Annotated in this window: 29 protein-coding genes; 1 reads left to right on the top strand and 28 read right to left on the bottom strand. The window is 68.2% G+C overall.

The window, feature by feature from the left end; genetic code table 11:
• Position 1 precedes the first annotated feature (1 nt).
• From QK440_RS00770 to QK440_RS00680, 19 genes are all read right to left on the bottom strand, one after another.
• Positions 2-864, bottom strand: a protein-coding gene (locus QK440_RS00770) for an IS5 family transposase (protein ID WP_282790936.1) whose coding sequence is annotated in 2 segments (ribosomal slippage) — positions 2-523 and positions 526-864 — 861 coding nt in all. Because the reading frame shifts where the segments join, the coding sequence is not laid out codon by codon here.
• Between the two features lie 36 nt (positions 865-900).
• Entirely contained in the window at positions 901-1,191 is a 291-nt protein-coding gene (locus QK440_RS00765; protein WP_282790935.1) for a hypothetical protein, read from the bottom strand.
• A gap of 110 nt (positions 1,192-1,301) precedes the next feature.
• On the bottom strand, positions 1,302-1,655 hold the full coding sequence (locus QK440_RS00760) for a hypothetical protein (RefSeq protein ID WP_282790934.1): 354 nt from the start codon (positions 1,653-1,655) through the stop codon (positions 1,302-1,304).
• Positions 1,656-1,755: 100 nt separating this feature from the next.
• Entirely contained in the window at positions 1,756-2,358 is a 603-nt protein-coding gene (locus QK440_RS00755; RefSeq protein ID WP_282790933.1) for a phage tail protein, read from the bottom strand.
• A 59-nt stretch (positions 2,359-2,417) separates the two neighbouring features.
• On the bottom strand, positions 2,418-2,810 hold the full coding sequence (locus QK440_RS00750) for a hypothetical protein (RefSeq protein ID WP_282790932.1): 393 nt from the start codon (positions 2,808-2,810) through the stop codon (positions 2,418-2,420).
• Complete coding sequence (locus tag QK440_RS00745) at positions 2,807-3,136, bottom strand: HK97 gp10 family phage protein (RefSeq protein WP_282790931.1); 330 nt, start codon at positions 3,134-3,136, stop codon at positions 2,807-2,809. Before QK440_RS00745 ends, QK440_RS00750 begins: the two co-directional genes overlap by 4 nt.
• A 15-nt stretch (positions 3,137-3,151) precedes the next feature.
• Positions 3,152-3,532, bottom strand: coding sequence for a hypothetical protein (locus tag QK440_RS00740; RefSeq protein WP_282790930.1), 381 nt, complete (start codon positions 3,530-3,532; stop codon positions 3,152-3,154).
• Positions 3,532-3,945: a hypothetical protein gene (locus QK440_RS00735; protein WP_282790929.1), complete on the bottom strand. Its 414-nt coding sequence runs from the start codon at positions 3,943-3,945 to the stop codon at positions 3,532-3,534. The genes QK440_RS00740 and QK440_RS00735 overlap by 1 nt, the downstream gene beginning before the upstream one ends.
• A gap of 9 nt (positions 3,946-3,954) precedes the next feature.
• Positions 3,955-4,869, bottom strand: coding sequence for a glycosyltransferase family 4 protein (locus QK440_RS00730; RefSeq protein WP_349239255.1), 915 nt, complete (start codon positions 4,867-4,869; stop codon positions 3,955-3,957).
• 119 nt (positions 4,870-4,988) lie between these two features.
• Positions 4,989-5,948, bottom strand: a complete 960-nt coding sequence (locus QK440_RS00725) for a phage major capsid protein (protein WP_282790927.1) — start codon at positions 5,946-5,948, stop codon at positions 4,989-4,991.
• A gap of 20 nt (positions 5,949-5,968) precedes the next feature.
• A complete protein-coding gene (locus tag QK440_RS00720; RefSeq protein ID WP_282790926.1) occupies positions 5,969-6,628 on the bottom strand; it encodes a hypothetical protein in 660 nt (219 codons plus the stop codon).
• 88 nt (positions 6,629-6,716) lie between these two features.
• A complete protein-coding gene (locus tag QK440_RS00715) occupies positions 6,717-7,490 on the bottom strand; it encodes a hypothetical protein (RefSeq protein ID WP_282790925.1) in 774 nt (257 codons plus the stop codon).
• The gene (locus QK440_RS00710; RefSeq protein ID WP_282790924.1) at positions 7,471-8,937 is read right to left on the bottom strand and encodes a phage portal protein; all 1,467 of its coding nucleotides are present in this window, start codon (positions 8,935-8,937) and stop codon (positions 7,471-7,473) included. Before QK440_RS00710 ends, QK440_RS00715 begins: the two co-directional genes overlap by 20 nt.
• Complete coding sequence (locus QK440_RS00705) at positions 8,934-10,610, bottom strand: terminase (RefSeq protein ID WP_282790923.1); 1,677 nt, start codon at positions 10,608-10,610, stop codon at positions 8,934-8,936. The genes QK440_RS00710 and QK440_RS00705 overlap by 4 nt, the downstream gene beginning before the upstream one ends.
• Positions 10,611-10,614: 4 nt before the next feature.
• Positions 10,615-11,103: a hypothetical protein gene (locus QK440_RS00700; protein ID WP_161236735.1), complete on the bottom strand. Its 489-nt coding sequence runs from the start codon at positions 11,101-11,103 to the stop codon at positions 10,615-10,617.
• Positions 11,104-11,958: 855 nt separating this feature from the next.
• Positions 11,959-12,174 (bottom strand): hypothetical protein, encoded by a 216-nt coding sequence (locus tag QK440_RS00695; RefSeq protein WP_282790922.1) that lies wholly within the window; start codon positions 12,172-12,174, stop codon positions 11,959-11,961.
• 316 nt (positions 12,175-12,490) lie between these two features.
• Positions 12,491-13,114, bottom strand: a complete 624-nt coding sequence (locus QK440_RS00690; protein WP_282790921.1) for a hypothetical protein — start codon at positions 13,112-13,114, stop codon at positions 12,491-12,493.
• Positions 13,114-13,395 carry a hypothetical protein gene (locus QK440_RS00685; protein WP_282790920.1) on the bottom strand — a complete coding sequence of 94 codons (282 nt, stop codon included), beginning with the start codon at positions 13,393-13,395 and terminating at the stop codon, positions 13,114-13,116. The genes QK440_RS00690 and QK440_RS00685 overlap by 1 nt, the downstream gene beginning before the upstream one ends.
• Complete coding sequence (locus QK440_RS00680) at positions 13,395-13,580, bottom strand: hypothetical protein (protein WP_282790919.1); 186 nt, start codon at positions 13,578-13,580, stop codon at positions 13,395-13,397. The genes QK440_RS00685 and QK440_RS00680 overlap by 1 nt, the downstream gene beginning before the upstream one ends.
• 69 nt (positions 13,581-13,649) lie before the next feature.
• Here QK440_RS00680 and QK440_RS00675 point away from each other — a divergent pair, with 69 nt between their 5' ends.
• Positions 13,650-13,991: a hypothetical protein gene (locus QK440_RS00675; protein ID WP_282790918.1), complete on the top strand. Its 342-nt coding sequence runs from the start codon at positions 13,650-13,652 to the stop codon at positions 13,989-13,991.
• 24 nt (positions 13,992-14,015) lie between these two features.
• On the opposite strand, the gene QK440_RS00670 is transcribed toward QK440_RS00675, so the two are convergent.
• The 9 genes from QK440_RS00670 to QK440_RS00630 form a co-directional block, all read right to left on the bottom strand.
• On the bottom strand, positions 14,016-14,570 hold the full coding sequence (locus QK440_RS00670) for a DUF6221 family protein (RefSeq protein WP_282790917.1): 555 nt from the start codon (positions 14,568-14,570) through the stop codon (positions 14,016-14,018).
• A 133-nt stretch (positions 14,571-14,703) separates the two neighbouring features.
• On the bottom strand, positions 14,704-14,955 hold the full coding sequence (locus tag QK440_RS00665; protein WP_282790916.1) for a hypothetical protein: 252 nt from the start codon (positions 14,953-14,955) through the stop codon (positions 14,704-14,706).
• A gap of 84 nt (positions 14,956-15,039) precedes the next feature.
• Complete coding sequence (locus QK440_RS00660; RefSeq protein WP_282790915.1) at positions 15,040-15,921, bottom strand: NAD-dependent epimerase/dehydratase family protein; 882 nt, start codon at positions 15,919-15,921, stop codon at positions 15,040-15,042.
• A 128-nt stretch (positions 15,922-16,049) separates the two neighbouring features.
• Complete coding sequence (locus tag QK440_RS00655; protein WP_282790914.1) at positions 16,050-16,655, bottom strand: class I SAM-dependent methyltransferase; 606 nt, start codon at positions 16,653-16,655, stop codon at positions 16,050-16,052.
• A 9-nt stretch (positions 16,656-16,664) separates the two neighbouring features.
• The gene (locus QK440_RS00650; protein WP_282790913.1) at positions 16,665-17,234 is read right to left on the bottom strand and encodes a hypothetical protein; all 570 of its coding nucleotides are present in this window, start codon (positions 17,232-17,234) and stop codon (positions 16,665-16,667) included.
• A 93-nt stretch (positions 17,235-17,327) separates the two neighbouring features.
• Entirely contained in the window at positions 17,328-17,924 is a 597-nt protein-coding gene (locus tag QK440_RS00645; protein ID WP_282790912.1) for a hypothetical protein, read from the bottom strand.
• 88 nt (positions 17,925-18,012) lie between these two features.
• Complete coding sequence (locus tag QK440_RS00640; RefSeq protein WP_282790911.1) at positions 18,013-18,714, bottom strand: hypothetical protein; 702 nt, start codon at positions 18,712-18,714, stop codon at positions 18,013-18,015.
• A gap of 10 nt (positions 18,715-18,724) precedes the next feature.
• Complete coding sequence (locus QK440_RS00635; RefSeq protein WP_282790910.1) at positions 18,725-20,806, bottom strand: glycosyl hydrolase family 28-related protein; 2,082 nt, start codon at positions 20,804-20,806, stop codon at positions 18,725-18,727.
• Complete coding sequence (locus QK440_RS00630) at positions 20,803-21,921, bottom strand: hypothetical protein (RefSeq protein ID WP_282790909.1); 1,119 nt, start codon at positions 21,919-21,921, stop codon at positions 20,803-20,805. Before QK440_RS00630 ends, QK440_RS00635 begins: the two co-directional genes overlap by 4 nt.
• Positions 21,922-21,928 lie beyond the last annotated feature (7 nt).

Raw genomic sequence — 21,928 nt, 5'->3', positions numbered from 1 at the left:
GTCAGCGTCGGGTCCAGATGAGAATGCCGACGAGGTGGAGTGCGGCCTGGTAGGCGATGGCAAGTTTGTCGGTTCGTGTGGCCAGGCCCCGCCACTGCTTGAGGCGATTGATGCACCGCTCGACGGTGTTGCGCTGCTTGTACGCCTCGAGGTCGAAGCCGGGCGGGCGGCCGCCTTGGCGTCCTCGCCGCAGGCGGTGGCCGATCTGGTCGGACGGCTGCGGGATGACTACGCGGATGCCCCGGCGCCGCAGGTGGCTGCGGATGGCGCGGGATGAGTAGGCGCGGTCAGCCAGTACGGCGAAGGGTCGGGTTCGCGGCCTGCCCGGGCCGCTACGGGGGACTCGAATGCGGGACATCACCGTCTCGAAAGCCGGAGCGTCACCGGCTTGGCCTGCGGTGACGGTAAAGGCCAGAGGCCGTGCGCCGCCGTCCGCGGCCAGGTGGACTTTGGTGCTCAGCCCGCCGCGGGAGCGTCCGAGTGCGTGATCGGCGGGCTCGCCTGGACGGGCCGCCCCCTTTTTTTGCGCGCTCCGGCAGCGTGCTGGTGGGCGCGGACGACCGTGGAGTCCACCGACACCGTCCAGTCGATGTCGTCATCGGCGTCCGCCGCTGCCAGAACGGTGGCAAGGACTGTCTCCCAGGTGCCATCGACGGCCCATCTGATCAGCCGTTTGTGGGCGGTCTGGAACGAGCCGAGCTCGTCGGGCAGGTCCCGCCAGGGCGAGTTCGTGCGGTACTTCCACGCGATGGCCTCGAGGGTGCGGCGATGGTCGGCCCACCGCCGCCCACGGACCGGATCGGCCGGCATCAGCGGCTCGATCCGGTCCCACATCGCATCAGTGATCACTAATCGGACAGGCACATCCGATCAACTGATCAACCATCAAAGAGACACGCGCTAGGCCGCGCCCCCGTTGATGATCCGGAACAGGCGCTCGGCCTGCGTCTCGGTCAGCGCCTGCTTAGTCGGGCGGGCCTTCGCTCCCGGGCGCCGCATCGGCTCAGGAGGTTTGGGGCGGTTGCGTTTCTCGCTGTTCGCGCAGATCAGCGTGTACTCCACGCGTCGCAGAGCATCCACGGCCGCCGCCAGGAGCTGCTCCTGCTGCGACCAACGCCCCTTCTCCGGCTCTCCCTGGTCCGCCTGCTCCGCCAACTCCTCATCGGAGAGCTCGTTTCGCAGGGAGGTCATCGTGTGGGACTCCGGCGGCAGATGCTCGATCAGCACCCGCAGCCGCCGCCACGACATGCGTCCCCGGTGCACGTCCAGGACGTCGATGCCACGCTCCAGCAGGTCAGCTTCTACCGCTTCCGCGTGCTCCGCGAGGAGAGCCGCTGTCCACTGGACTTTCCCAGGTCTTCGCCAGTCGCGCGCGCTGCGGCCTCGGCGAAGCGGCCGATGCTCTCCGCCGTCGGGTCCAGATCGACGTAGGTGTCGTAATCGTCTTCGTGCAGCACGATCGCCATGAGGCCGTCGAAGTCTCCCTGGTTGAGGGCCCGGAGTGCTGATGCCCGCCACCTGGTGGGAGGCAGGGCCCGGATGTCCTTGGTGACGCCGTCGTAGCCGACGAGTGGCACGGTGACGTACCCGTCGTCGAGTTCCGCCTCCGTCTCCTGGGCGCGGGCGGCGTCGATCTGTTCTTTGGTGGCGGGCATGGCGCGGGCCTCCTCGGCTCATGGCGCGGGCAAGGGGGAAGAGGTGGACGGGCCGGGCCCGCGCCGAGGGTGGCGGCCCGCCCACCAGCACAGATCCGGCTCAGGAGCCGGAGTAGTCGGGCGTCACGGGCAGCTTGTCGCTGTGGTAGACGGTGTTGCCCGCCGAGTCCGGGTAGGCCGTGATCGTGATCTCGTAGCCGGACATCTCGTCCTGCTTGAACGTCACGTCCGAGCGGTCGGAAACCTCTCCCTGGGGCACGTAGAAGCCTCGGCTGGTGTCCCCGTCGAGGACCAGGAACCACCAGGCGCGCCGGTCCGGCACTGGGCTCGCGGTCTCGGCGAAGGACGTGATCCCGCCGACCGGCTCGAGCTCAGCCTCCGAGATCCGGTACATGATCGACTGGACGGCGACGCGCGCGGTCTCCCACAACGTCATCTGGAAAGTCCGGACCGACTTGGTGATCTGCGTGCGGAACGGGCTGGTGAGGCCCCAGGGAGTGAACTCCTGGCTGTCCTCATCGAAGCCGTAAACGAGGCCGTCGTCGCTGATGGCGCCGAGCGGCTCCCACGGAGGCATCGGCTGAGTGAGCGGCCCCGTGGGAGCAGCCGTACCGGTGGCAGCCACCCAGCCGGCGCCATTCGCGCCGATGACCGTCAGGTCCGCCGCCCTAGTGATGTTGACCATGAAAGGGTCTCCAGACATGCGAAAACCCCGCCAAGACGGGGTCGAGGGAACGGGGTCCGGCGCGGGCCCGAGGCCGGTCAGGAGACCGGGTGAAGGTAGATCTCGTAGGTGGCTCCGACACGACGGAGCCCAGTGTTCTCGTAGGGGCGGACAGCGGGCAGAGCCAGAGCAGCCGTGCGGCCGATCACCGCGGTGCTGCTCGTAGAACCGCGGAGCTCGCCCGTTACCCAGGCGTGCACCTGCAGGGCGAGGGCGATGGCCCCGGCGCGGGTGGCCGCGTACACGTTGATGTCGACCAGAGGACGCGAGAGCCGCAGCCCGTCGTCATTCCCGCCAGGCGCCTGCTCGATCTGAATCGTCGGCAGCTCGTTGAGAAGGTTGTTGTCGAGCTCGTCCCGCACCACCGCCTGCGGGAAGCGGGCGGCGCCGCGGGCTATGAGCTCGGCCTCCACATCGAGGAGCGCGGTCACCGGTTTCGCCCGCCGATCTGCGCAGCCCGCAGCAGCACATGGTGCGCGGGGACGCGTTCGGTGCCGTACTCCACCCAGCGCGCGTAGTAGGACGTGTTGCGGACGTAGGCTGCGGCACGGTCCCGGCGGCGTCCGCCGCGGCTCGTGCTGTCCGTCTCCCACGACGCCTTGTAGTGGCCCGGATGGGGGCTCCCCTGGTCGACCGGGGAAGTCGCCACCGCGACGGTCTTGATGGCCTCGGCGCGGCGCAGCATCTCCGCCCGCATGCCGGGCATCCGCAGCATCTCGCCGACGCCCTTCCTCTTGACCTTGACACGGGCAGCCACAGCACCCTCCCTTCGTCAGCCGGTGATCCGGTCGGCAGCGAACTGGATCACGCCGCGCGTCCCGGTGAACGGATTACGCCCCCAGTCGCCGGGCTCGCCGGTGATCTCGCAGGTCACGCCGCGGACCAGGGCCTTGTCGGTGGTGCGCAGCGGAAGGCTCGAACGTGCCCTCTGGCTGGCGGGGACGTACACGGTCCAGCCGACGATCACGGTGTCCCGCGCCTGCTGCTGGGAACCGCCCACCTGCGGAGTCTCCGCGCGCGGCGTGACCACACAGCCCTGCAGATCGAACGACTCGTCCGGGCCGGGCAGGGGCTGCCCACGAGGGTCGCGTCCGGGCGAAAGGCCGGTGCGCAGGATCCGCACGGTCTCCCCGAACGGGTACCGGCCGGGCATCAGGAGTACCCCCAGCCCGGCTCGAACTCGTCCGCAAACCCGGCATCGTCGACCGGCCACGTCGGAGACGGATCAGCCGTCGCCGGTGTGGGGTCCACCATGAACGCCCCGCCCCGGCCTGCCAACGCCTTGAGCGCGGCCTTGTCGGACTTGGTCAGGTACAGGCCGCCCGACCCGGACGGCCGCTGCACCGACATCGGACCGATCGTCTCGTAGGAGACCTGCTGCGGATTCACGTAGGCACGGCCCCCAACCGACAGCACCACCGCGGTGGCCTGGTCCGGGAGCGGCTTCACCACGGACTCGCACAGGCTGACAGCCTGCTGGATGAGCAGCGCGGCCCGGTCGCCTTCGATCTCGTCGAGTCCGAGGTACAGGCCGAGATCCTCGGCCGTCGGCGTCTGGAACGCCATTCCGACCTCCTATCCCGGCAGGGCTTCCACCGCCGTGCACCAGGCGGCCAGATCAGCCGCAGGGTCGAGTTCAGCGCTGCGGGCCTTGGCGCGCTTTGACGCCAGCCGGTACTCGGCGGCCGCCGTCAGCTTCCGCAGCACCGCCTCGTAGCCGTCCAGGTCGGCCCGGTCCACGAAGATCCCGGCCTCGCCCAGCGACTCGCACAGCCCGGGCGTGGGGTGCGCGACGACGGGAATCCCGCTGGCGAGCGCCTCGCAGCCGACACGGCCCCACGACTCGTAGGACGACGGCATCAGCAGCACCCGCGTCCGCGCGTACACCCGGTCCCGCATCTCCTGCCCGTCGACATGCTCGACGACCTCCACGTTCGGCAGACCCGGCAAGATCTGCTCACCGTAGGCGCCCTTCACCGCGAGGAACTGCTGCTCCGGCATGCGGCGCGCCAGGGCCCCAAGGACCCTGCCGCCCTTCTCCGGGTTGCAGTTGATCAGCGTGATGGCCTTGCCTGGCTTCGTCGCGTACTCGTCGGCGAACACCGGCGGCCGCACGATCAGCGCCTCCGCAGGACGTGTGGACTTCGGGTACTCAGCGAAGAAGACCTCCGCCTCCGCCTCCATCCACCGCGAGTTGTACACCGCCAGCGCGGTCCCACCCGCAGCCATGTCCCGGAACGTCGGCCGGTGCGTGTTGTGGCAGACCACAACCAGCGGCTTGCCGTACCCGCGGGCCAGCGACGCCGTCGCCGGCACCGTCTCCAGGTGGGCCAGCAGCACGTCCGCGCGGCGCACCGTCGAGGGAAAGTCCAGGCGCGACTCCAGCGGGATCACCCGGATTCCGCGGTACTCGTACTCCTGGTGAGCGTTGCCGTAGCGGGACAGCCACACGGACACGTCGTGCCCGCGCTCCACCAGAGGCCGCAGCATGGACACCAGCATGTGCTCGGCGCCGGCGTTGTGCTCCGGTGGCATGGCGTGCGCGCGGGCTACGATCTTCAGGGGCTTGGCTGCCCCGCCCGGCGCGGAAGCCGGGACAGCCCCGCCCATCAGGCGCTACCCGACGGCGTGCCGGTGAACTTAACGAACGCGTCCGTGTCGCCGATGACGAGACCGTAGAAGGCCTCCGCGAGCAGCAGCACTAGGTTCTCCTGGAACGCCGAGTGGACGCCGCCGTCCTCATCGACGTAGGTAGCCTCCTTGGAGATCCGGACCGTGATGTCCATGCCGACGCCGAACGCCGCCTGGGACCAGTCGCCGCCGATGCCGCGCAGCCCCGAGTCCGTGCTGGCGGACTGGCGGCGCTGCTTGCCCGACACCGATCGGGAGTAGGCGAGCGGCTCGCCGATCAGCGTGCCCGCTGCCGCCATGTTCGTGCCCGGCGTGGTCGTGTCGACCAGGATCGGACGGCCCGTGGTGTCCGTGGCCAGCAACAGCTTCGGCTTAAGGCGGTGGTCCGCGACCGTGCCGGTGTAGTCCCAGTCCGAGTCGATGACCTTCTCCATGCCGGTCACCAGGTCCGCCCAGATGCCGCCGGTCCCCTGCGACGCGGTGCCCAGCGCCACCGAGTTGGTGGTCTCCGCCAGGTAGTCGTCGAACGGCCCGGCGGCGCCCTTCATGGTCTTGCCGTGGATCGCCGCGTGGTCGAAGGCCCGCGCGAAGGCGGTCGGCAGGTCCGTCTGGAGCTGCGTCCACAGGCCGCCCGCGTTGGTCATCACGACCTCTTCCGCGACCGGGATGAGCACCGCCAACTTCTTCGCCGTCATCTGCTTCACGCCCACGGACGACGTCGACAGCGGCTTCTTCGCCGCCTGCCCGACCCAGTCCGCGGTCGGCACGTCCATCGGGATCGGCACCGACGTCGTCGCATCGATCGCCAGCGGCGCCCGGCGCGCCAGCGCCATCACCGCAGACTGCTCCACGCTCTTCTCGAAGATCGGACCGGTCAGGGTCCGGGGCAGGAGCGCATCGTTGACGTCGGAGAGTTTGAGAGGGGCCGTAGCCACCATGGCCTACTCGCTTTCAGCGGCTACTTCAGCCGCGCCTTTATGAACCCCGCGAACTCGTCGGCGGGGTTGAGGGTCCGTTGCTTGTTGGCGCCGGATGCCTGAGTGCGATCCGGCGCGGGACGCCGCGGGCCCTCCGGGGGCTGGGGCTTCGCCCAGTGCGGCTTGCGCTCCAAGAGGCCATCGAGAGCAGACCTGATGGCCTGCTCGTCGATGTCTCCCGAGTCGTTGATGAAGTCGTCGAGATCGAGTGCGCCGGCCGCGTCGTCCGGGTCAGCGAATGAGGCCGCCGCCAGCGCGCGCACCTCAGAACGAACTGCCCGCTGACGGAAGGTCGCTGCTTGCTTCTGGGCGTTGCTCAGATCGGCAGCGATGCGCTCCTGTTCGCTGAGCTTGGCCCGCTCGAACTCCTGCACCTTGGCGAGAGCAGCGTCACGAGCATCGCGTGCCTGCTTCGCCTTCTCTCGCTCGGCGAGCAGCGCCTTCTTGCCGCCCTCGTTCAGGAGAGCCAGCTTGGCCTCGTCATCGAGCGTTGCCAGAAGGGTGTCGAGAGGGTTTCCCTTCGGCTTCTTTGGCTGAGCCTTCGGGTCGTTGCCGTGCTCCAGCTCAGGCTGCGGCGCCTCAGGCGCCTCCACCTCCCCTTCCGGCTGGGGCGGCTCGGGAGCTTCGATCTCTTCAGACATGGCTAGCCCTCCGGGGGCAGAACGGTCCGCCACCGAGGCGGCCGAAGTGCGGAAATGAGAAAGGCCGCCACCGGGGCGACCTCGTTGATCAGAAGGAACCGGGGAGCGGGTTCGGGTCGTGCTCGGCCAGCGCCCTCCGGAAGCGGCGAAGCTGGCTGCCCGGATGGCCGGCGGCGTACTCCTGGTACAGCCGCGCCCACTCACGAGCGTGATTGGACAGCTCGAAGGTCTGGCCTGCGAAGACGGGGATCACGCCGCAGTGGCAGCCGTCATGGGCCCGGAAGCCCACCGTCTCCCGCGCGAACACGGCCCCCCGCGAGGACAGCAACTTGCAGAAGGCACAGGCACCCAGAGCCGCCGAGCGGGCCCACCCGGTCGCCCTCCGGTCCTGCCGCACCGCCTCGAGCACGGTACTGCGGCCGGTGTCGGCGACGAGTTTCTGGACAACCTGCTCGGACTTCTTCTCTGCCTGTTCCAGCCGCGTCTCCAGCGGCTGCCGCTGCGCCTCGGTGGCCTGCTCCGGGTCGCGTTCCCACACGTCCTTCGTCGCCCACCGCAGGCTCGCCTCGGTCTTCCCGTCGGGCGGAGGACCCGCCACCGGCACCGTGAACTGACCGCTCACGCCGGCCGCTTGCCGCTGAGCGTCGTAGAACTCGGCCCCCACGGCAGCGGATGCCTGCGCGTACTGGTCGACGACGGCCTGCACCGCAGCGATCCAGTCCGGTATCGACGTCCGCAGCCGCGACGGGATGATCAGCCGCCGTAGCCCGCGCACGTCCCGGACCAGCAGCCGCGTCAGGCCGAGCTGAGCCGACCGGTAGCGGTCGGGGTCACGGCCTCCGTCAGAGACCGTCGTCACCACCGCTCACCTCCGCGGCATCCGGCAGGCCGCCCTGGGGCTGCTCGTTGACCGCGGCAAGGCGGTCCAGCAGCCTGCCGCCGGTAGCGGCGGCGCTCGACCGGCGCCGGTCGGCCGCGACACGCTGCCGCTGGGCCTCCGTGAAGCCGGCCATCTCCAGCGTCACGTCGGAGTCGGCGGGCAGCACACCGGCCTGCACGAGCTTCACCGTCGCGTCCACCTGGGCTGCGACGGTCGGTGTCGCCGGGTTCCGCCACACCGTCTCGATCCGCCGGGCCTTGTCTGGCGGTTCCCCGTCACGGATCCACAGGGCAAGCCGCATGGCCTGCTGCCAGGCGGCGCCGAAGCGTCGGATGCGGCGCTCCGAGCGCTTCACGAGCTTGGCTTCGGTGGACCGGATCGCGTCCGCCGAGGCCGGGTTGTCGGTGGTGTAGCCGAGCATGTGCGGCGGCAGCCCGAACTGCGAGCTCATGATCCGCGCATACAAGTCAATGATCTTCGTCATGCCGGTCGGGTCGTGCGCCGCGAACTGGCCGACGCTCGGCACCTGGCCGTCCTCGTCCCGCTCCAGCGCGAGCACACGGCCGATATACGTCTCCCAGGCGCTTTTGGCATTGCCCTCCGCGTCCTGGAACGCCGACTCGGACGCACCGAGGATGTAGCGCTGCGGCGCCCCGAAGAACTCGGCAGCCACCTCCATGCCCATCAGCCGACGGCACGCCGCATCCGTGATCGACATGACCTCGGGGGTGATCTCCGACCGGCCGATCCGGTCCGCGGTCCGCTGCCGGTTCGCCAGCCGCACCACCGGCACGACCCCAAGGCCGTGCATGTCCCGGCCGATGACCTCCCAGCCGCCCGACTCCGACGGCAGGCACACCACCGTCTGATCCGGCAGGTACAGCACCAGCATCCGCTCGTCGGGGCCCGCCTCCATGTAGGTGTCGGCCGCGCACTCCCGCAGCGCCGCCGTACCCATCCGCAACCGGGCATCCCACATCAGCGTCATATCCAGCGGTGACTCCACCGAAATCAACGGCGGGCAGTCATCCGTACCGCAGTCCCCCGAGCCGACCGCCAGATACTCACGGCCGTAGACGAGAGCGTCCAGGTGGGCGAGGCTCGACTCGTCAAAAAGATCGTTCGCCTCGGCGATCTCCGTCAGCTCTGCGGAATCCGAACCGTCCGCCCACCGGAACGCCTCCAGGTCAAGGCGTTCCTCCAGCGACTCGACGCCAACCCGCGGCCAGCCGATCACCGTGTGCAGCCCCTTGAGCTGCGGCGGGATCGAGATACCCAAGTCGCGGACAAGCTGCTCGCCGTTGAAGTACGCATCCCGGAGCTGAAGAGCCCACCGGTCCCGCAACATGTCCGCCCGCAGCACGTTGACCAGGGCCAACTCGTCGTCCGACAACGTCACCAGCGGAAGCTCGGGGATGGAGATGGTCATCGGAGCACCACCACCCGTCCCGACTTGCCGGCCTTCTTCTTGCCGAGCCCCTTGGCCATCGCGTCAACACGGCACTGCCAAGCGAGGACGGCGGCAATCGCTGCGTCGATCTTCCTCGGGCTGTCCGGATGCTCTTTCATGATCTGGATGCCGCTGCGCGATTCGCGCCGCCGGGCGTTGAGGATGTGCCTCGTCAGCACACTCGATCCGTCATGCGACAGCTCACCGTCGACCACGCTCGAACGGAACTTTTCCAGCGCCCGCACGATCTGGATCGCCCGGCCGCCCGTCATCCACCACTCGATCGGATGCTGCGTCGACGACTTCACCTTCAGCCGACGCCCGAACTTCGCCTCCCAGGCGGCAATGTGCGACTCCCACTTCGCCGGGTCCGCGTACATCCCGACCACCCGGTAGTCCCGGAAAGCGTCCTCAACCGCAGCGAGCACCTCGACCGTAGGAACCTGCCAGTCGGCGCCGAACGGGCCGTCCGGCTGCTCCCAGCAGCCGAGCAGAAACAGATGGCCGTCCGAGACGCGGCAGCCCACCAAGGCCGTCGCATCCGTCACGCCCTGGGACCGACGGCGGGAACCATCGAACCCAAGAACGATCTCGTCCTGGTCCGCGACCACCTTCTCCGCCGCGGCCACGCTGGCCCACTCGGGCTGGCTGATCCATCCGTCCGTCGCGTGAGTGACCTGGTTGAGGTAGTACCGGCGGGCGTCCTGCGGGTCCGTGTCCGGATCCCAGTACTCCGCCAGCAGGCGACGCAGGTTCACCCAGCCGCCGTTCCGGTCAGCCGAATCGCCATAAGCCACGGCCAAACCGTCCATCAGGGATCGCTCGTTGGCCGGGTCCGTCTCCGGTGGCGCCTCCCGGTGGTCGAACAGGAGGCCCTCATCCAGCTTGAGCTTCCCTTCCTGCTGCTTCGTCCACGCTTCGAACGAGCGCTCCGCCACCGAGCCCTCACCGGGGATGAACGCGTTCGGTGTCTCCACCGAGCACCCGTTCACCTTGCCGAGGTTCCGGCGGATCGTGGCGGCCAGCTTGCGGCCGCCGTTCGACGGGATCCATGACTCCGTTTGGTCCATTGCAGAGAACACGGGCCGGAAGCCCTCGCGGCTTGTGCCAGAGCTGGTCACGAACTCGACCCGGCCGCGGGGGACGTTGACGAACGTCTCCATCGGCTCGATGTCGTAGGCATCGAGAACGGGCCCGCCACGCGCCATCTCCAGCAGTGGATCCCAGGTGTTCGCCGTCTGATCTTCCGAGACGGCGACGATCTGCACCTTCGCCTTGAACCCCAACGAGGTCCATGGGCGGCCCACCGGCTCGCCATCCGCATCCCAGCCGTCCGGCACAACATCGGCGAGGGCCTCCGCCAGGCACAGCGCGGCTACCAACGGGGACTTGCCCCAGCCCTTGGGGCGAGACAGGACGGCTCGCCGGATACGGCGTCCGTTACGAAGCGCCCGCCCCCCGATCGCCGGGCCCGCGAAGCGCGGATCGATGGCGTACAGCTGGAGCACGAACATCGCCTGCTCGTCCGTGAACTCCAGCGGCTCTCCGGCCGCCGGCCCGTCCGGGACGATCAGGTTCTCAGCGATCCAGCCAAGAACCTGGTAGCCGAGCGTCGGAATCTCTCCCGAGTAGGTGGGTCCACGCCAGGGCATCGACTCACCCCCCTGACGCTTCGCCCTCCTTGCCGGGTTTGATCACCCGCAACTTCGCGTACCGAGCCTTCGCGGCATCAGCGCCCGACGAACCCTGGCCGCCGTCCGCGCCATCGGCCTCGGCAAAAGCCATGCGCAGCCGTGCGCGGTCCTCCATCGTGGCCCCGTGCTTGGCCACCCGAAGGCGAAGCTCGGCGGCCACCGAGAGATCCCCTCGCCAGAAGCGAGCGTGGATCAACGCTGTGTCCAGCAGGAAGTCCCAGTCGGTCGAACCGAAGTGCTCGGCCTGCGGGGAGTCGACCCACATCTGCCACCACTCGCGGGTGCGCTCCGGCCACACGAACTCGACGAGATCGCCATCCTGCTCGATCCGGAAGTCCGGCAGATCAGGGGCCTCTGCCCGCTCGAACCGCAGAATCGTCTGGGGCTGTGGATCCTTGTTGCGCCGTGCCCGCCGCGCGGGGTCCTTCGGGGCTGGTCCTTGGCCCGCCATCGCGACCACCTCCAGATCCCCAGGCCCGTACAGAAGGACGACGGCAATACGAGCCCGATCCCTATAATCGCAGGTCAGGGATATATCCCCAGGTCAGAGGCGTGATCGCCAAGCCCATCAGATCGGAGATCGTTCGGATCGCCCAAGGGATCATCTGGTCGGTCGGAGTGACCTTGCCTGGAGATCACTAAGGTCTTGTCGATCACCCTGAACGTTCTCGAATCGATCTTCATTCTCGATCTTCTTCGACTTCGATCATTGATCAATTCGCTGATCAAGATCTGATTGCTCTCACGCGATCACCATCGCATCGCCATGCACGACCACGCAGCATGGCCTTGCCACTGCCCACTGCCCACTACCCATACCCGACCCGCCGGCCACCCCGGACGGGCGGACGTAGGGGCAGGAGGACGGGGCCGGCATGGCCTGCCTTACCCCTCGCGGTCGGCCTGCTCCTCGTGGGCGTGTACCCACAGATCGGTCTCGTCTAGGACCAGAGTGATCGGCTCGCCCGGCCGGTGTGCAGGATCGGAGGTGACGGCGACAGGGATCAGGGCGCGGCACGCGCCGCATCGGGTGTGCGCGACGGCTGGCATCAACGGGTTCTGCGTCGACCGGGGTTCGCCCTGCTACCAGTTGCACGGCCTGTCGCTCGGATATGCATGAGTTGGCAGTAGCCCTTGGCTCTCGCGCCCATGTACTTGCTGAGTAGCCGGTTGCATCGACCCCAGTCATTTGGTGTGCCCCAGTGGATGCGGGACCCGCCCGCGCCCGAGGGGCCCCAGTATCGGCGGAGCGTCTCGGCGTTGCCTCGGCGGCTGCGGTTTCCTCGTCCCTTGCTCGCCACGTGGATCACTCCTCGTTTGGCACGGGCTTCTGGTCTTCGGGCTCCGGCTCTTCGTCTACCCGTTGGATGCAGGCGACGTGTTCGGTGGGGAGGGCGAGTGCGATGCCGTGGGTGTCGGTTATGACGGCCCAGCCGTCTCTGATCTGCAGTGTGAGGGCGGGGTCTTCGACGAGCATGTCTTCGCGTCGCCGCTCAGCGTGGACGATCAGGTATGCGGGCATGGTCACCGCCTTACAGGAGTCCGGGGTGCTGCTCGGCGGGGCGTTGCCGTCCGGGTTTGGGGTTGGCGCGCTGCGCGTCATTCCCTTCACGACTGCTCTTTCGATCATGGCAGGGGCCACAAACTCCCTGTAGATCCGAGTCCCCGTTGAGGTCGGCTTTAGCCACGATGTGATCACAGAACCGGCTGGGTCGTATCCCGCAGAGAACACAGATCTTGTCGCGTTCGAGGATCCGTGCCCGGATCTTGGCCCACCCGGACGGGAGGCGTTGCTTCCTCCCGGAGTTCTGCCAGCCTCCGCTCACGGCTGCTGCCTCCTACTCCTCGGGGCTGCGTTCGGTCTCGCCGTTCAATGCCCGGAGGGTGCCGCACTGGTTGTAGGCGACGGGCGCGTTGTCTGTGGTTGAGCCTGCGAATGCGGAGCACTCCACGCAGATGGATGTGCCCCGGTACTCGACGGGTCGGTGCAGGTCGCGGACGCGTCCGATGGCCAAGGCTTGCGCGTCGCGTTCCTGCCGCAGCCGGGCGGCGGCGTTGCGCATGTCGTCCCAGTCGCGGAGTCGGTCGATGCCGAGGGCGTCGGCGAGTTCGTTGCGTCTTTTGGCGAGCCGGTCCATGTCACGGGCAATATCGGTGCGCTCGTGAGCGAGCCTCAGGGCTTCTGCTGTGCGCCCCTGCGTCTCGTCTGCCCGCGAACGGACAGCCTCTCCGCTCTCGCAGAGGTAGGCGCTGGTGTCGTTGGCGGGGATCTCGACGGTCTCAGGTGTGACGATGACGGCACGCGCACCGATCTTGTCAGCGATGTCCTGCCAGTAGTCGCGGATCGGGTTGTCGAAACCGAGCAGGATGCGCTGCGGCATGGACTCGTCGACGACGAGCACGAACGGCGGTCTGTCGTCGCTGCTGCCTTCGGGGAGTTCGAGGATCTGCAGGCGGGCCATCAGCCGGTCACCTCGCGGAACGGGACTGCGGGCGCGATGAAGTCCCCGCGCTCGTCCCAGTAATGGATCTCTTTGATCACGGGCTGGTTGTCGACGCGTTGGAGGATGATCTCCATGGTCTTCGCGTGGGCGGGCGCGTCGGCCATAGCCATGTCGAGGATGGTGCAGGCGTCGCATGTCGGACTTGGGCGGCGTCCGATCTCGCGCCCGTTGAGTGCAGGGCGGATCGTCTCGAAGTCGTGGAGGAGTTCGTCGGCGATGTGCAGTTCAACGGTGGCCATCAGCCGGTCACCGCTTCGTCGTCTTGGCGGATGATGCTGAGGACGTTGTCGGCCGGGATGAGGGCGACGTCGAGGTGGTTGGTGTCGGTGAAGCGGTACTGGTCGCTGTCGATGTCCTTGGTGACGTTGGCGGCGGTGACGGTCTCGTCGTGGTCGTTGTCGTAGGTGATGCGGTAGCGGGCCATGGGCGCGGGCTCCTGTGGTGTGGGGGCGTTACGGTGGACTTGTTCCGACGAGTAGCGGGGAGCCGCCGTATGAGCAACGTGACCAGCGTGTTCGTGATCGTTGGCGATAGTGGCGGTGGTAGCGCCGACGAGGTGGCTCCCAAGGTCGCTGGGGCCATTGCCGACTTCATTCCGGAGGTGTCCGCCAGCCCTCCTCCGGTCATCTCCCTCGGCCGTGATGACTGGCATTCGCTCCAGGGCGGCAGCAAGGGGGCGGACGGCGCGGTCTTGTGGTTCGGCTGGAACTACGGGGACGGGCACGTCGATGAGTTGGAGCGACACCTTCAGCGGCTGGGCTTCGAGAACATCACCGTCTGGTCGCAGGGCGGCGCCGCTTACCCGCCGTTGCCGCCTCGGGTGACGAGCTGGTGATGAGGGGACGCCGTGGTGTCTGAGCTATGGCTTCCAGCGGGGTCCGCGTAGTCCGGCGGGTACGTCGCTGGTCGTGATGGGCGGGGCGGCGAGGACGTCGGCGAGGCCGAGGGGCCCGGTGGTGGCAGGCTTCCGCTCGGGCGGCTGGGGCCGGTCGAGTTCGGTGAGAATCTCGTCGGTGATGCCGTGGGCGTGGGCGAGGGCTAGCAGGATGGGGCAGTCGTTGATGTTCTCGGTGATCCAATTGTCGTAAATTCCTGCGGTACCGCATCCGTCGCAGACGGGGTCGTCGTAGCCGTTGTTGATCGCGTAGTGGATGGCGAGGATGCGGCGGTCCGCCTCGCAGCGCCGCAGGACGGCGGCCGGGTCGTGCATGGCGATATGCCGGGCGTCGGCTGCTGGCTGCTTGGGGTCATCGTCGGGGGCGCCAGTGAAGGCGACCCACTCGGCTCCGTCTGCTGTCCCGACTCGGAAGCCGTGTTCGGGCGAGGTTTCGTCTCGCCAGTTCTGCGGCGTCGCATTCAGGGCGACGAGTCGGGTGTGTTCGACTTGCTGGGTGATCCAGGCGTGGAGATCCATGGCGCGGGCTCCTGTGGCTATCGGCGGTCGATCTTGTCCATGACGGTGGTCACGGCCCACGCGAGTCCGCAGGCCACGCCGAGGAGGACGAGGGTGGCGAGGAGGCTGGGCCAGGTCTCGGTCACGGCGGCTCCTACTGGTCCCGCTTGGTCATGCTGACCGGCTGCCGGACGAAGTGCCCGATGAGTTTCCAGATGGCGAAGCCGACAAGGGCGAGAGGCCATACGGCGGCGGTGACCAGACCCATCATGACGGCCAAGATCTTTTCGTCGTTGTCGATCGGCTCGCCGCTGCCCGTCAGATCACGGCGGAGGATCAGGATGGCCGTGACCAACCATGCGAACAGGCCGATGGCGATGTAGCCGACAACGTACTGCCAGGGCACGTCAGCTCCGTGGCCGTGGCTCGTGCTGCGGACGAGGGCGAGAGGTGTGGAAGCCATGGGCGCGGGCCTTCCGGTGTGGGGTGGTCAGGCGGCGAGCGCGCGATGTATGCCCTCTTCGAGGCTGACGCGCGGCTGGTACACGTCGAGCATCCGCTTGGGGTCGCACACGCGGTGGTGGACGCCTTGCGGTGCGGTCGGCAGGTGCTTCAGCTCGGGCCGGTAGCCGGCTGCGGCGGTGACGAGCCCGGCGAGTTCGTCGAACGACGCATCCCTGCCCCAGCCGACGTTGATCGGCCCGGTTGCGTCTTGGTCGACGGCGGCGAGGGTGGCGCCGACGAGGTCGTCGATGTGGATCCAGTCGCGTGTCGAGCTGCCGTCGCCCCAGATCTCGAACGGGTCCTGCCGCTCACGAGCTCGGCGGATGAACGCGGGGAACGGGTACGCCTCGTCCTGGTCCTCGCCGTAACCGGAGAACGGCCGCAGCACGTGCACCCGGCAGCCTGCAGCCTCGGCGTACCGGGCGAGCTGCTCCCCCGCCAGCTTGGCGAGCCCGTAGGTGGCGTCGGGCCGTCCGGGCTGCTCGTAGTCGATGTCCGTCTCGACGAGCCGGTGGATCTCACCCGGCTGCTGAAGCGCGACCGGATACGCGGCAGACGAGCTGAAGTACACGGCGCGCGGGGTGCCGGTACGGATCAGCCACCGGAAGTACCAGGAGTCAAGCGCGAGGTTGGTGGCGACGCCGAGCGGGGAGCCGTCGATGCTGGCCCGCCCGCCGACGACCGCCGCGCAGTGGATGGCGAGGTCCCACCGGCGGTCGTCGGTGCGGAAGAAGTCGAGGGCGTCACCGCTCTTCACGAGCGGGGTGCAGTTGAGGTCGATGCCGAGGACGAGGTCGCCACGGTCGAGGAGCGCGCGATGCAGGCGGCGGCCGACGAAGCCGGAGGCTCCGGAGAGGAGGACACGCATCGGGATCTCCTCGGCTCAGCGGGGTCCGGGATGGGGTCGTCCACAACGGCAGACGGGACGGCGCAACCTTGCCCGATCCGAACGGTGGTGGACTCGCAGCCGTCGGAGGAAGAACGAAAGCACGCGGGTCAGCCTGCCTTTACGGCCCGGTAGACGCCCCACGGCAGCCCGCTGTCGACAGGCTCCAGGCCGATCCGCTGGCAGGCGTCGGCCTGCTGCTGCGCCGACCAGGTGGTGACACCGATCCACGAGTCGGCCTCTTCGGGCGTCTCGGAGACGGGCCAGTCCAGGACGAGGATCCCGCCGAGCTTCGTCGCGGCCCGGAGTCTGCCGATGATGTGGAGGCAGTCCGCCCAGCTGTGGTGGATGAGGACGGCGAGCGCGTACACGGCATCCATGCGTCGGCGTCCGAGGTGCGCGGCGATGCCGTCGGCGTCCGCGTTCACCGTCGTGAGGCTGGCTCGCTGAAACGCGAGGCGCGCGAGCCGGTCGAGCATCCGCTGCGAGCTGTCGACGGCGGTCACCTCGTAGCCGTGGGCAGCGAGCGGGATGGCGACGCGGCCGTCACCGCACCCGAAGTCGAGCACCCTCGCACCGTCGGGTATCACCTGGGCGAGCATGTCGGCCTGCACCTGACCGGACTCCCAGTAGGCGTCCTCTGAGACGTGGCGCGTGGGATGGATCGCGGCCGGGTCGGCCCGGTCCCAAGCGGTGATGACGGCTTCGGCAGTCACGACGCCTCCTCAGATCACTCGGGAGCGGTTGACGAAACGGACCGACCTCGTGCCCGACCGGTTCACCCCAGTGACAGGCGCCCGCATGAGACGCATCAGCTCCCGCAGTTCCTTGTAGCGCTGCTCAATGAGTCGGTCATCTGGCTCTGCCGCCGCTTGGTCCTCGCGGATCTTGGCGACCGCTCGTTCGAGATCAAGCAGTCGCGTCGGCAAGTCACGCTGCCCCTGCAGGGCGTGATCGAGGAGCGCTCCGCGATCGTGCACCGCGATGAGAACGTGGCCTTTGCTGATCCAGCCCCAGTCCTCGAACTGGTTCAGCTTCTGCTGAAACAGCTTGGAGGTTCGATTCTTCTTGACTAGGCCACTCTTGCCCTTCAACCTCTGGGCCTGCTGAGCCCGAGAGGCTCCGATCTGCTGCGTGCCGACAGGCAAGAGCGATCGGATTGTGCTGCGCTGCACCACGTCCAGCCTCAGGGAAGCCAGAGCGTATGCGACCTTTCGACCCACGCCGACACCGCCGACCGGGTCGTAGCCTTCGTAGTCGCCGGTCGGGACTGGACGATCAGAATTACGGCTCATGTTCGTCTCCAGGGAACGCGGAAGCCCCGACGCCTGGAACGTCGGGGCTTCCTTCCTGCGGTAGCTGGCCGCAGGCGTATGGGGTGGGGTTGGTTAGGCTTGGCGGTTCTCGCGAGCCTCAGCTCGCTTCTTCTTCGCCCAACGACTCATCCGCAGGTTCTTGCATTCTCGGCACTGCCGGTTACCGGTCTTGGGATGGACGTAGAGGTTTCCTTCCACCATCGCGTGGCCGCGGAGGCAATGAGCCTTGAAGCCGCGCGGCTTGATGCCTTTGGCACGGCGGTATCCCGCATTCTGATCTCGCATGCACTGGCGGCATCGCTTGCCCTTGGAGCCGATCAGGGTGTTTTCCGGGCTGTACTCGTGTCCGGCAGGACAATGAGTTCGAGTCCAGTCGTAGCCGCTGCGTTCCATGGCGTCAGCTTGGTTGGCTTTGGCGTCACCTATGTAGAGGTGGGCGGGATTGCAGCAAGGCGGGTTGTCGCACTTGTGGCAACCTCGCTCTTCGGGCCAGTTGAGATGCTGGCCCCGCAGCTCGCCGAGGAGCCAGCGGTGGGCGACGTGGTGCTTGCCCTTGTCGTAGAACCGGCCGTACCCGGCTCTGAAGGTGCCTCCGGTCCACGGCCAGCAGCCGTCAGGACCGGCGGACTTGTCGATGCGCTGTTCGAAACGCTCCATGGCGGTTGGCACCGCTCTCCTCCTGTGACGAGGTGGGGCGAGCCACCGTCACAGGGTGGCCCGCCCCTAGCTGCGGTGATCAGCCGCAGCGAGGGACATGTTAGCTGGCTTCCACCAGTGCCCTAAGTTTATCGACGTCGGCATGGAATTCGCCCTGCATATAGGTGTGATATGCGTCGGAATCTGAGGCGACTTGTTCGGGGCTATTGCATTCCTCATAGACGGGATCCAGTTCCGCCTTTTGCGCCGCAGGGTGCATGTGCTCGATCACCATGTCGGGCAGGTAGGTGATGCGCTGCATCGCCTTCCCCCACTCCATCCAAACAAGATCCGCGCACAAGTGCACTAGGCAGTTCGGAACCATGAACCCCAGCGCCTTCACGATGTCGGAGGTCATCGCGACGGCGGTCGCCATCGCCTCGCCTTGGAGGAGGTCGTTGCCGTAGACGATGCCGGGCCCGCCGGACAGGCACTCTCGGATGCGCGCGTCCCACGGCATCGCGGCCGGGCGGGGACGGTGGTCGTCGCCCATGAACCCGAGGAACCGGTACGAGACGGCGTGTTTCAAGGCCTGTTGGTTGAGGGTGCCGACGAGCCGGCGCCGTTGCCCGAACACGAACCGCACCCGCGCGTCGCCCTCTAGTGCGGCGGCGTGCTGCTTGTACGCGGCGAGCTCGGGGTCGTCGGTGTCGACGGCGAACAGCACGTGCGCGGTCGCGCTGGTGTCGTCCCACGCCTGCACGATTTCCGGGACGGCCTGGGGTCTGCCGCGGGTCGGGATGATGACTAGGAGGTCGTCCACGGGGGCCTCCTTACGCCGGGTCGACGATCATCCAGGCGACGGTGCTGGTGTCGGACGCATTGGTGGACCTGATCGTGAACGACGTGCCCGCGGTGCGGGTGCGCACGTAGGGGGCGCCCGCCGTTCCACCGAGGGCCTGGATGGTGAGGAAGATCCGGCTGTTACTGGCGACGGCGGTCGTGCTGACGGTGACGTCTGTCGTCCCATTGAGGGTCGTCGTCCCCATTTTGGCGTTGCTGCCCTCTTTGACCCGCAGTCCTTTTCCGGCGAGGCCGATGACGATGTCGGAGTCGGGGGTGCCGATCTGGGCGGCGCCCTGACGGCCCCAGGTGGTGTCGCGGGCGGAGGATCCGATGCCGTACTGGCTGGTGCCGTCGCCGAGGAGCCGGTAGCGGTCGTTGACGTCGGTGCCCAGGACGTTGATCGCGATGGTGTTGTTGCTGGAGGCGTTCGGGCGGAGGGAGAGCCGCTGCCCGGCCGCGAACTGCATGTCCACATTTCCGCGCGCCTCGTAGTTCGTGCCGTCGACGCGGGTGGCGAACTGCGGGGCGATGTCGGGGTACCAGTTCGTGGAGGCGCTGCCGGTGCCCGCGAAGTTGGCGTTGAGGACGCGGACGACGGCGCTGGTGATGTTGATGACGCCTTGGACGCCCGCGGTGCCGGCGGTGACGACGGCGGAGCCGAAGCGGCAGTCGGTGATGAAGCCGTCGGCGCCGCCGGTCCAGTCCACGTCGTAGTTGGTGCCGGTCGCGCCTTGGCCGCCGAGGGACATCAGGCACTCGTCGAAGTAGATCCCGAAGCCGCTGCTCGTGACGGCGATGTTGTGCGTCTGGTTGTTCAGGATCCGCATGGTGCGAACCCTGACCTGGTTGGCGGCTCCGGCGATCAGGATGCCGATGAGGCCTTGCTGGATGACGCCGCCCTGGATCTGGATGTTCTGCGGGTCGCCGTTCGGGCCGGACTCGATGATCACGTTGGCGGTGCCGGTCTGCGGGCCGAGCGCGTCGAGGTTCTGCACGAAGATCGCCGCGCAGTTGCCGGTCACGCGGAACGCAGCGCCGGTGCCGCCCTGGGTGGCCTGCATCCACGGCAGGACGTTCTGCGCCAGGACGTCCCAGGAGTCCTCGATCCGGATCCCGTCCAAGTTCGCGTTGGGGCCGGAGTTGACGCCGAGGAAGCGCGTGAAGACGTTAGACAGCATGACGTTGGCGGCCATGGCTGCCGGGTCGGACTTGATGTGGATGCCGCCCGCACATGACTGAACCTTGATCATGTCGACCTGGGTTCCGTGCAGCGTGGTGGCCGCGGTGCCGAAGGCCCGGATCGCGTACCCGTTGATCCACTGGAACGTGGTGTTGAAGACCCTGAACTCCTGCACGCCCGTCGCCGTCACGCCGTGGCAGGCGGGGTTGGACGTGGTCGTCGAGGACGCGCCGCGGATCTGCAGCCCCTGGATCATGCAGTCGTCGGAGCTGACCGTGATCGCCGACGTGCCGGCGAAGGAGGAGCCGATCCGTAGCGTCGTCGCCCCGTGCCCGGCGCCCTGGAGGGTGATCGGCGCTGGCAGGTTGACCGGGCTGGGGCCGTTGAGGAGGAAATCTCCGGGCGGCAGGTAGACGGTCCCACCGCGCGAGCCGAGCGCGTTGATGGCGGCCTGAATGGCCGTGGTGGCGTCGACGGCGCCGGCGGAGTCAGCACCGTAGGGGCTTTTCGTGGGGTTGATCCAGTCGACGGACACCAGGTTGTCAGCGTAGGCGCGGTCGCCGTGCGGGTCTACAGCCACCGTGTGCGCGGTGAGAGCGGCGGTGGCCGCGGCCCGGTCACCGTGCGGATCAGCCGCCAGAACGTGCGCCTGCAGGGCACTGTCCGCCCATGCGCGGTCTGCATGCGGGTCATCGGCGGCTACATGCTCCGCCACCGCGGCCTGGGCGATGTCCTCGACCTGATCCGCCTCCGCCAGCCCGACGACGCTGCCGGTGCGTCCGTTGACGGACCAGACCAGGCCGGCCGTCACGTCGATGACGGTAGAGGAGGCGCCGCCGGTGACATCGATGCGGTCAGTGGGCTGCTCTCCGGTCACCTGGATCTTCACCTGGTCACCTCCAGGCTGACCTTCACCGCGCCCTGCAAGAGCCGGACCACGGTCACGCCCAGCACCACCTCAAGGTCCCAGCGGCCGTCGTGGGTGAGCGCGGTGGTCTGCTCGGCGGGGATGGCAAGCCGGATCGATGGGCCGTCGACCGTCAGGTAGGGGGTGAGGTCCAGGAAGAGCTGGCCGCTTGGGGAGGCTGCGGAGCGGATCTGCGCGCGGGCGCCCCAGCCGGCCCAGGTGAAGCCGGGGTCGTCGGTGACCGTGTACGTCTGCACGAACGTGCTTCCCTGCTCGATGTGGAGGTCCCAGTCGCCTGCCGCCAAGGCTGCCACCTCCGGGATTTCGTTCGTCGCGGAGACGACGCCGGCGTCGCTCTGCGCGCTGCCGGAGGCGGTGGCGACGTGCACGGTCAGGCCGACCGCGGCGGCGTCGACGGTCGCTGCGCCCGCGGCGGTGCCGGTGGCTGTGCGGGCGCCGATCGCGGTGGCCGCACTCTGCGCGCTGCCCGTGCCGGTGCCGACGAACGTCGCGCCGTTCGACATCGTGTTGACGTTGTCGAACTCGGAGTAGTTCGCGGTCCCGGAGTCGCGGTAGGAGAAAAGGTCGAGCGCAAGGCTGTTGACGGCGGAGGCGACCCAGGCCGGGGTGGTGAGGGTGCGCCGGTTCGTCCAGGTGCTGCCGTCCGGGCTGGTGTCCCAGAAGAGGCTGCCGCCGGTCTCGCGGATCCGCAGCCACCGGTGTGCCACGGGATCGTAGGTGAGGGATACGGCGGCGCCGTCGGTGTAGCCGACGTTCGACTCGCAGCGGATGGTGCCCGTCACCGTGTTGATGTTGAAGGCCAGGTTCGTGCCTGCGAGCGGGTCGGGCGTGATCACGATGGCCGTCTGCGCCTCTACCGAGGCGCCGTTCACGGCCGCGGCCACCGGGACTTGCAGGTATACCGAACTCCCGGCGAGGGTGTAGGCCTTGGCGGTCTGGAAGCCGGCATAGGTTCCGGCCGCGCACTGGGCTCGCGCCCGGCCGCTGACCTCGCTCACAGCCCCGTAGGAGTTGCCCCACTCGGGGCCGATCACGTTGTCGTTGAAGTTGTCGACGAGCGCGGAGAAGGCGGGCACCCGACGC

The organism is Streptomyces sp. CC224B, from assembly GCF_030010595.1.
Taxonomy (GTDB): Bacteria; Actinomycetota; Actinomycetes; order Streptomycetales; family Streptomycetaceae; genus Streptomyces; species Streptomyces longispororuber.
Note: the sequence above shows the minus strand (reverse complement) of the source record. Positions and strands in the feature narration are given on the sequence as shown.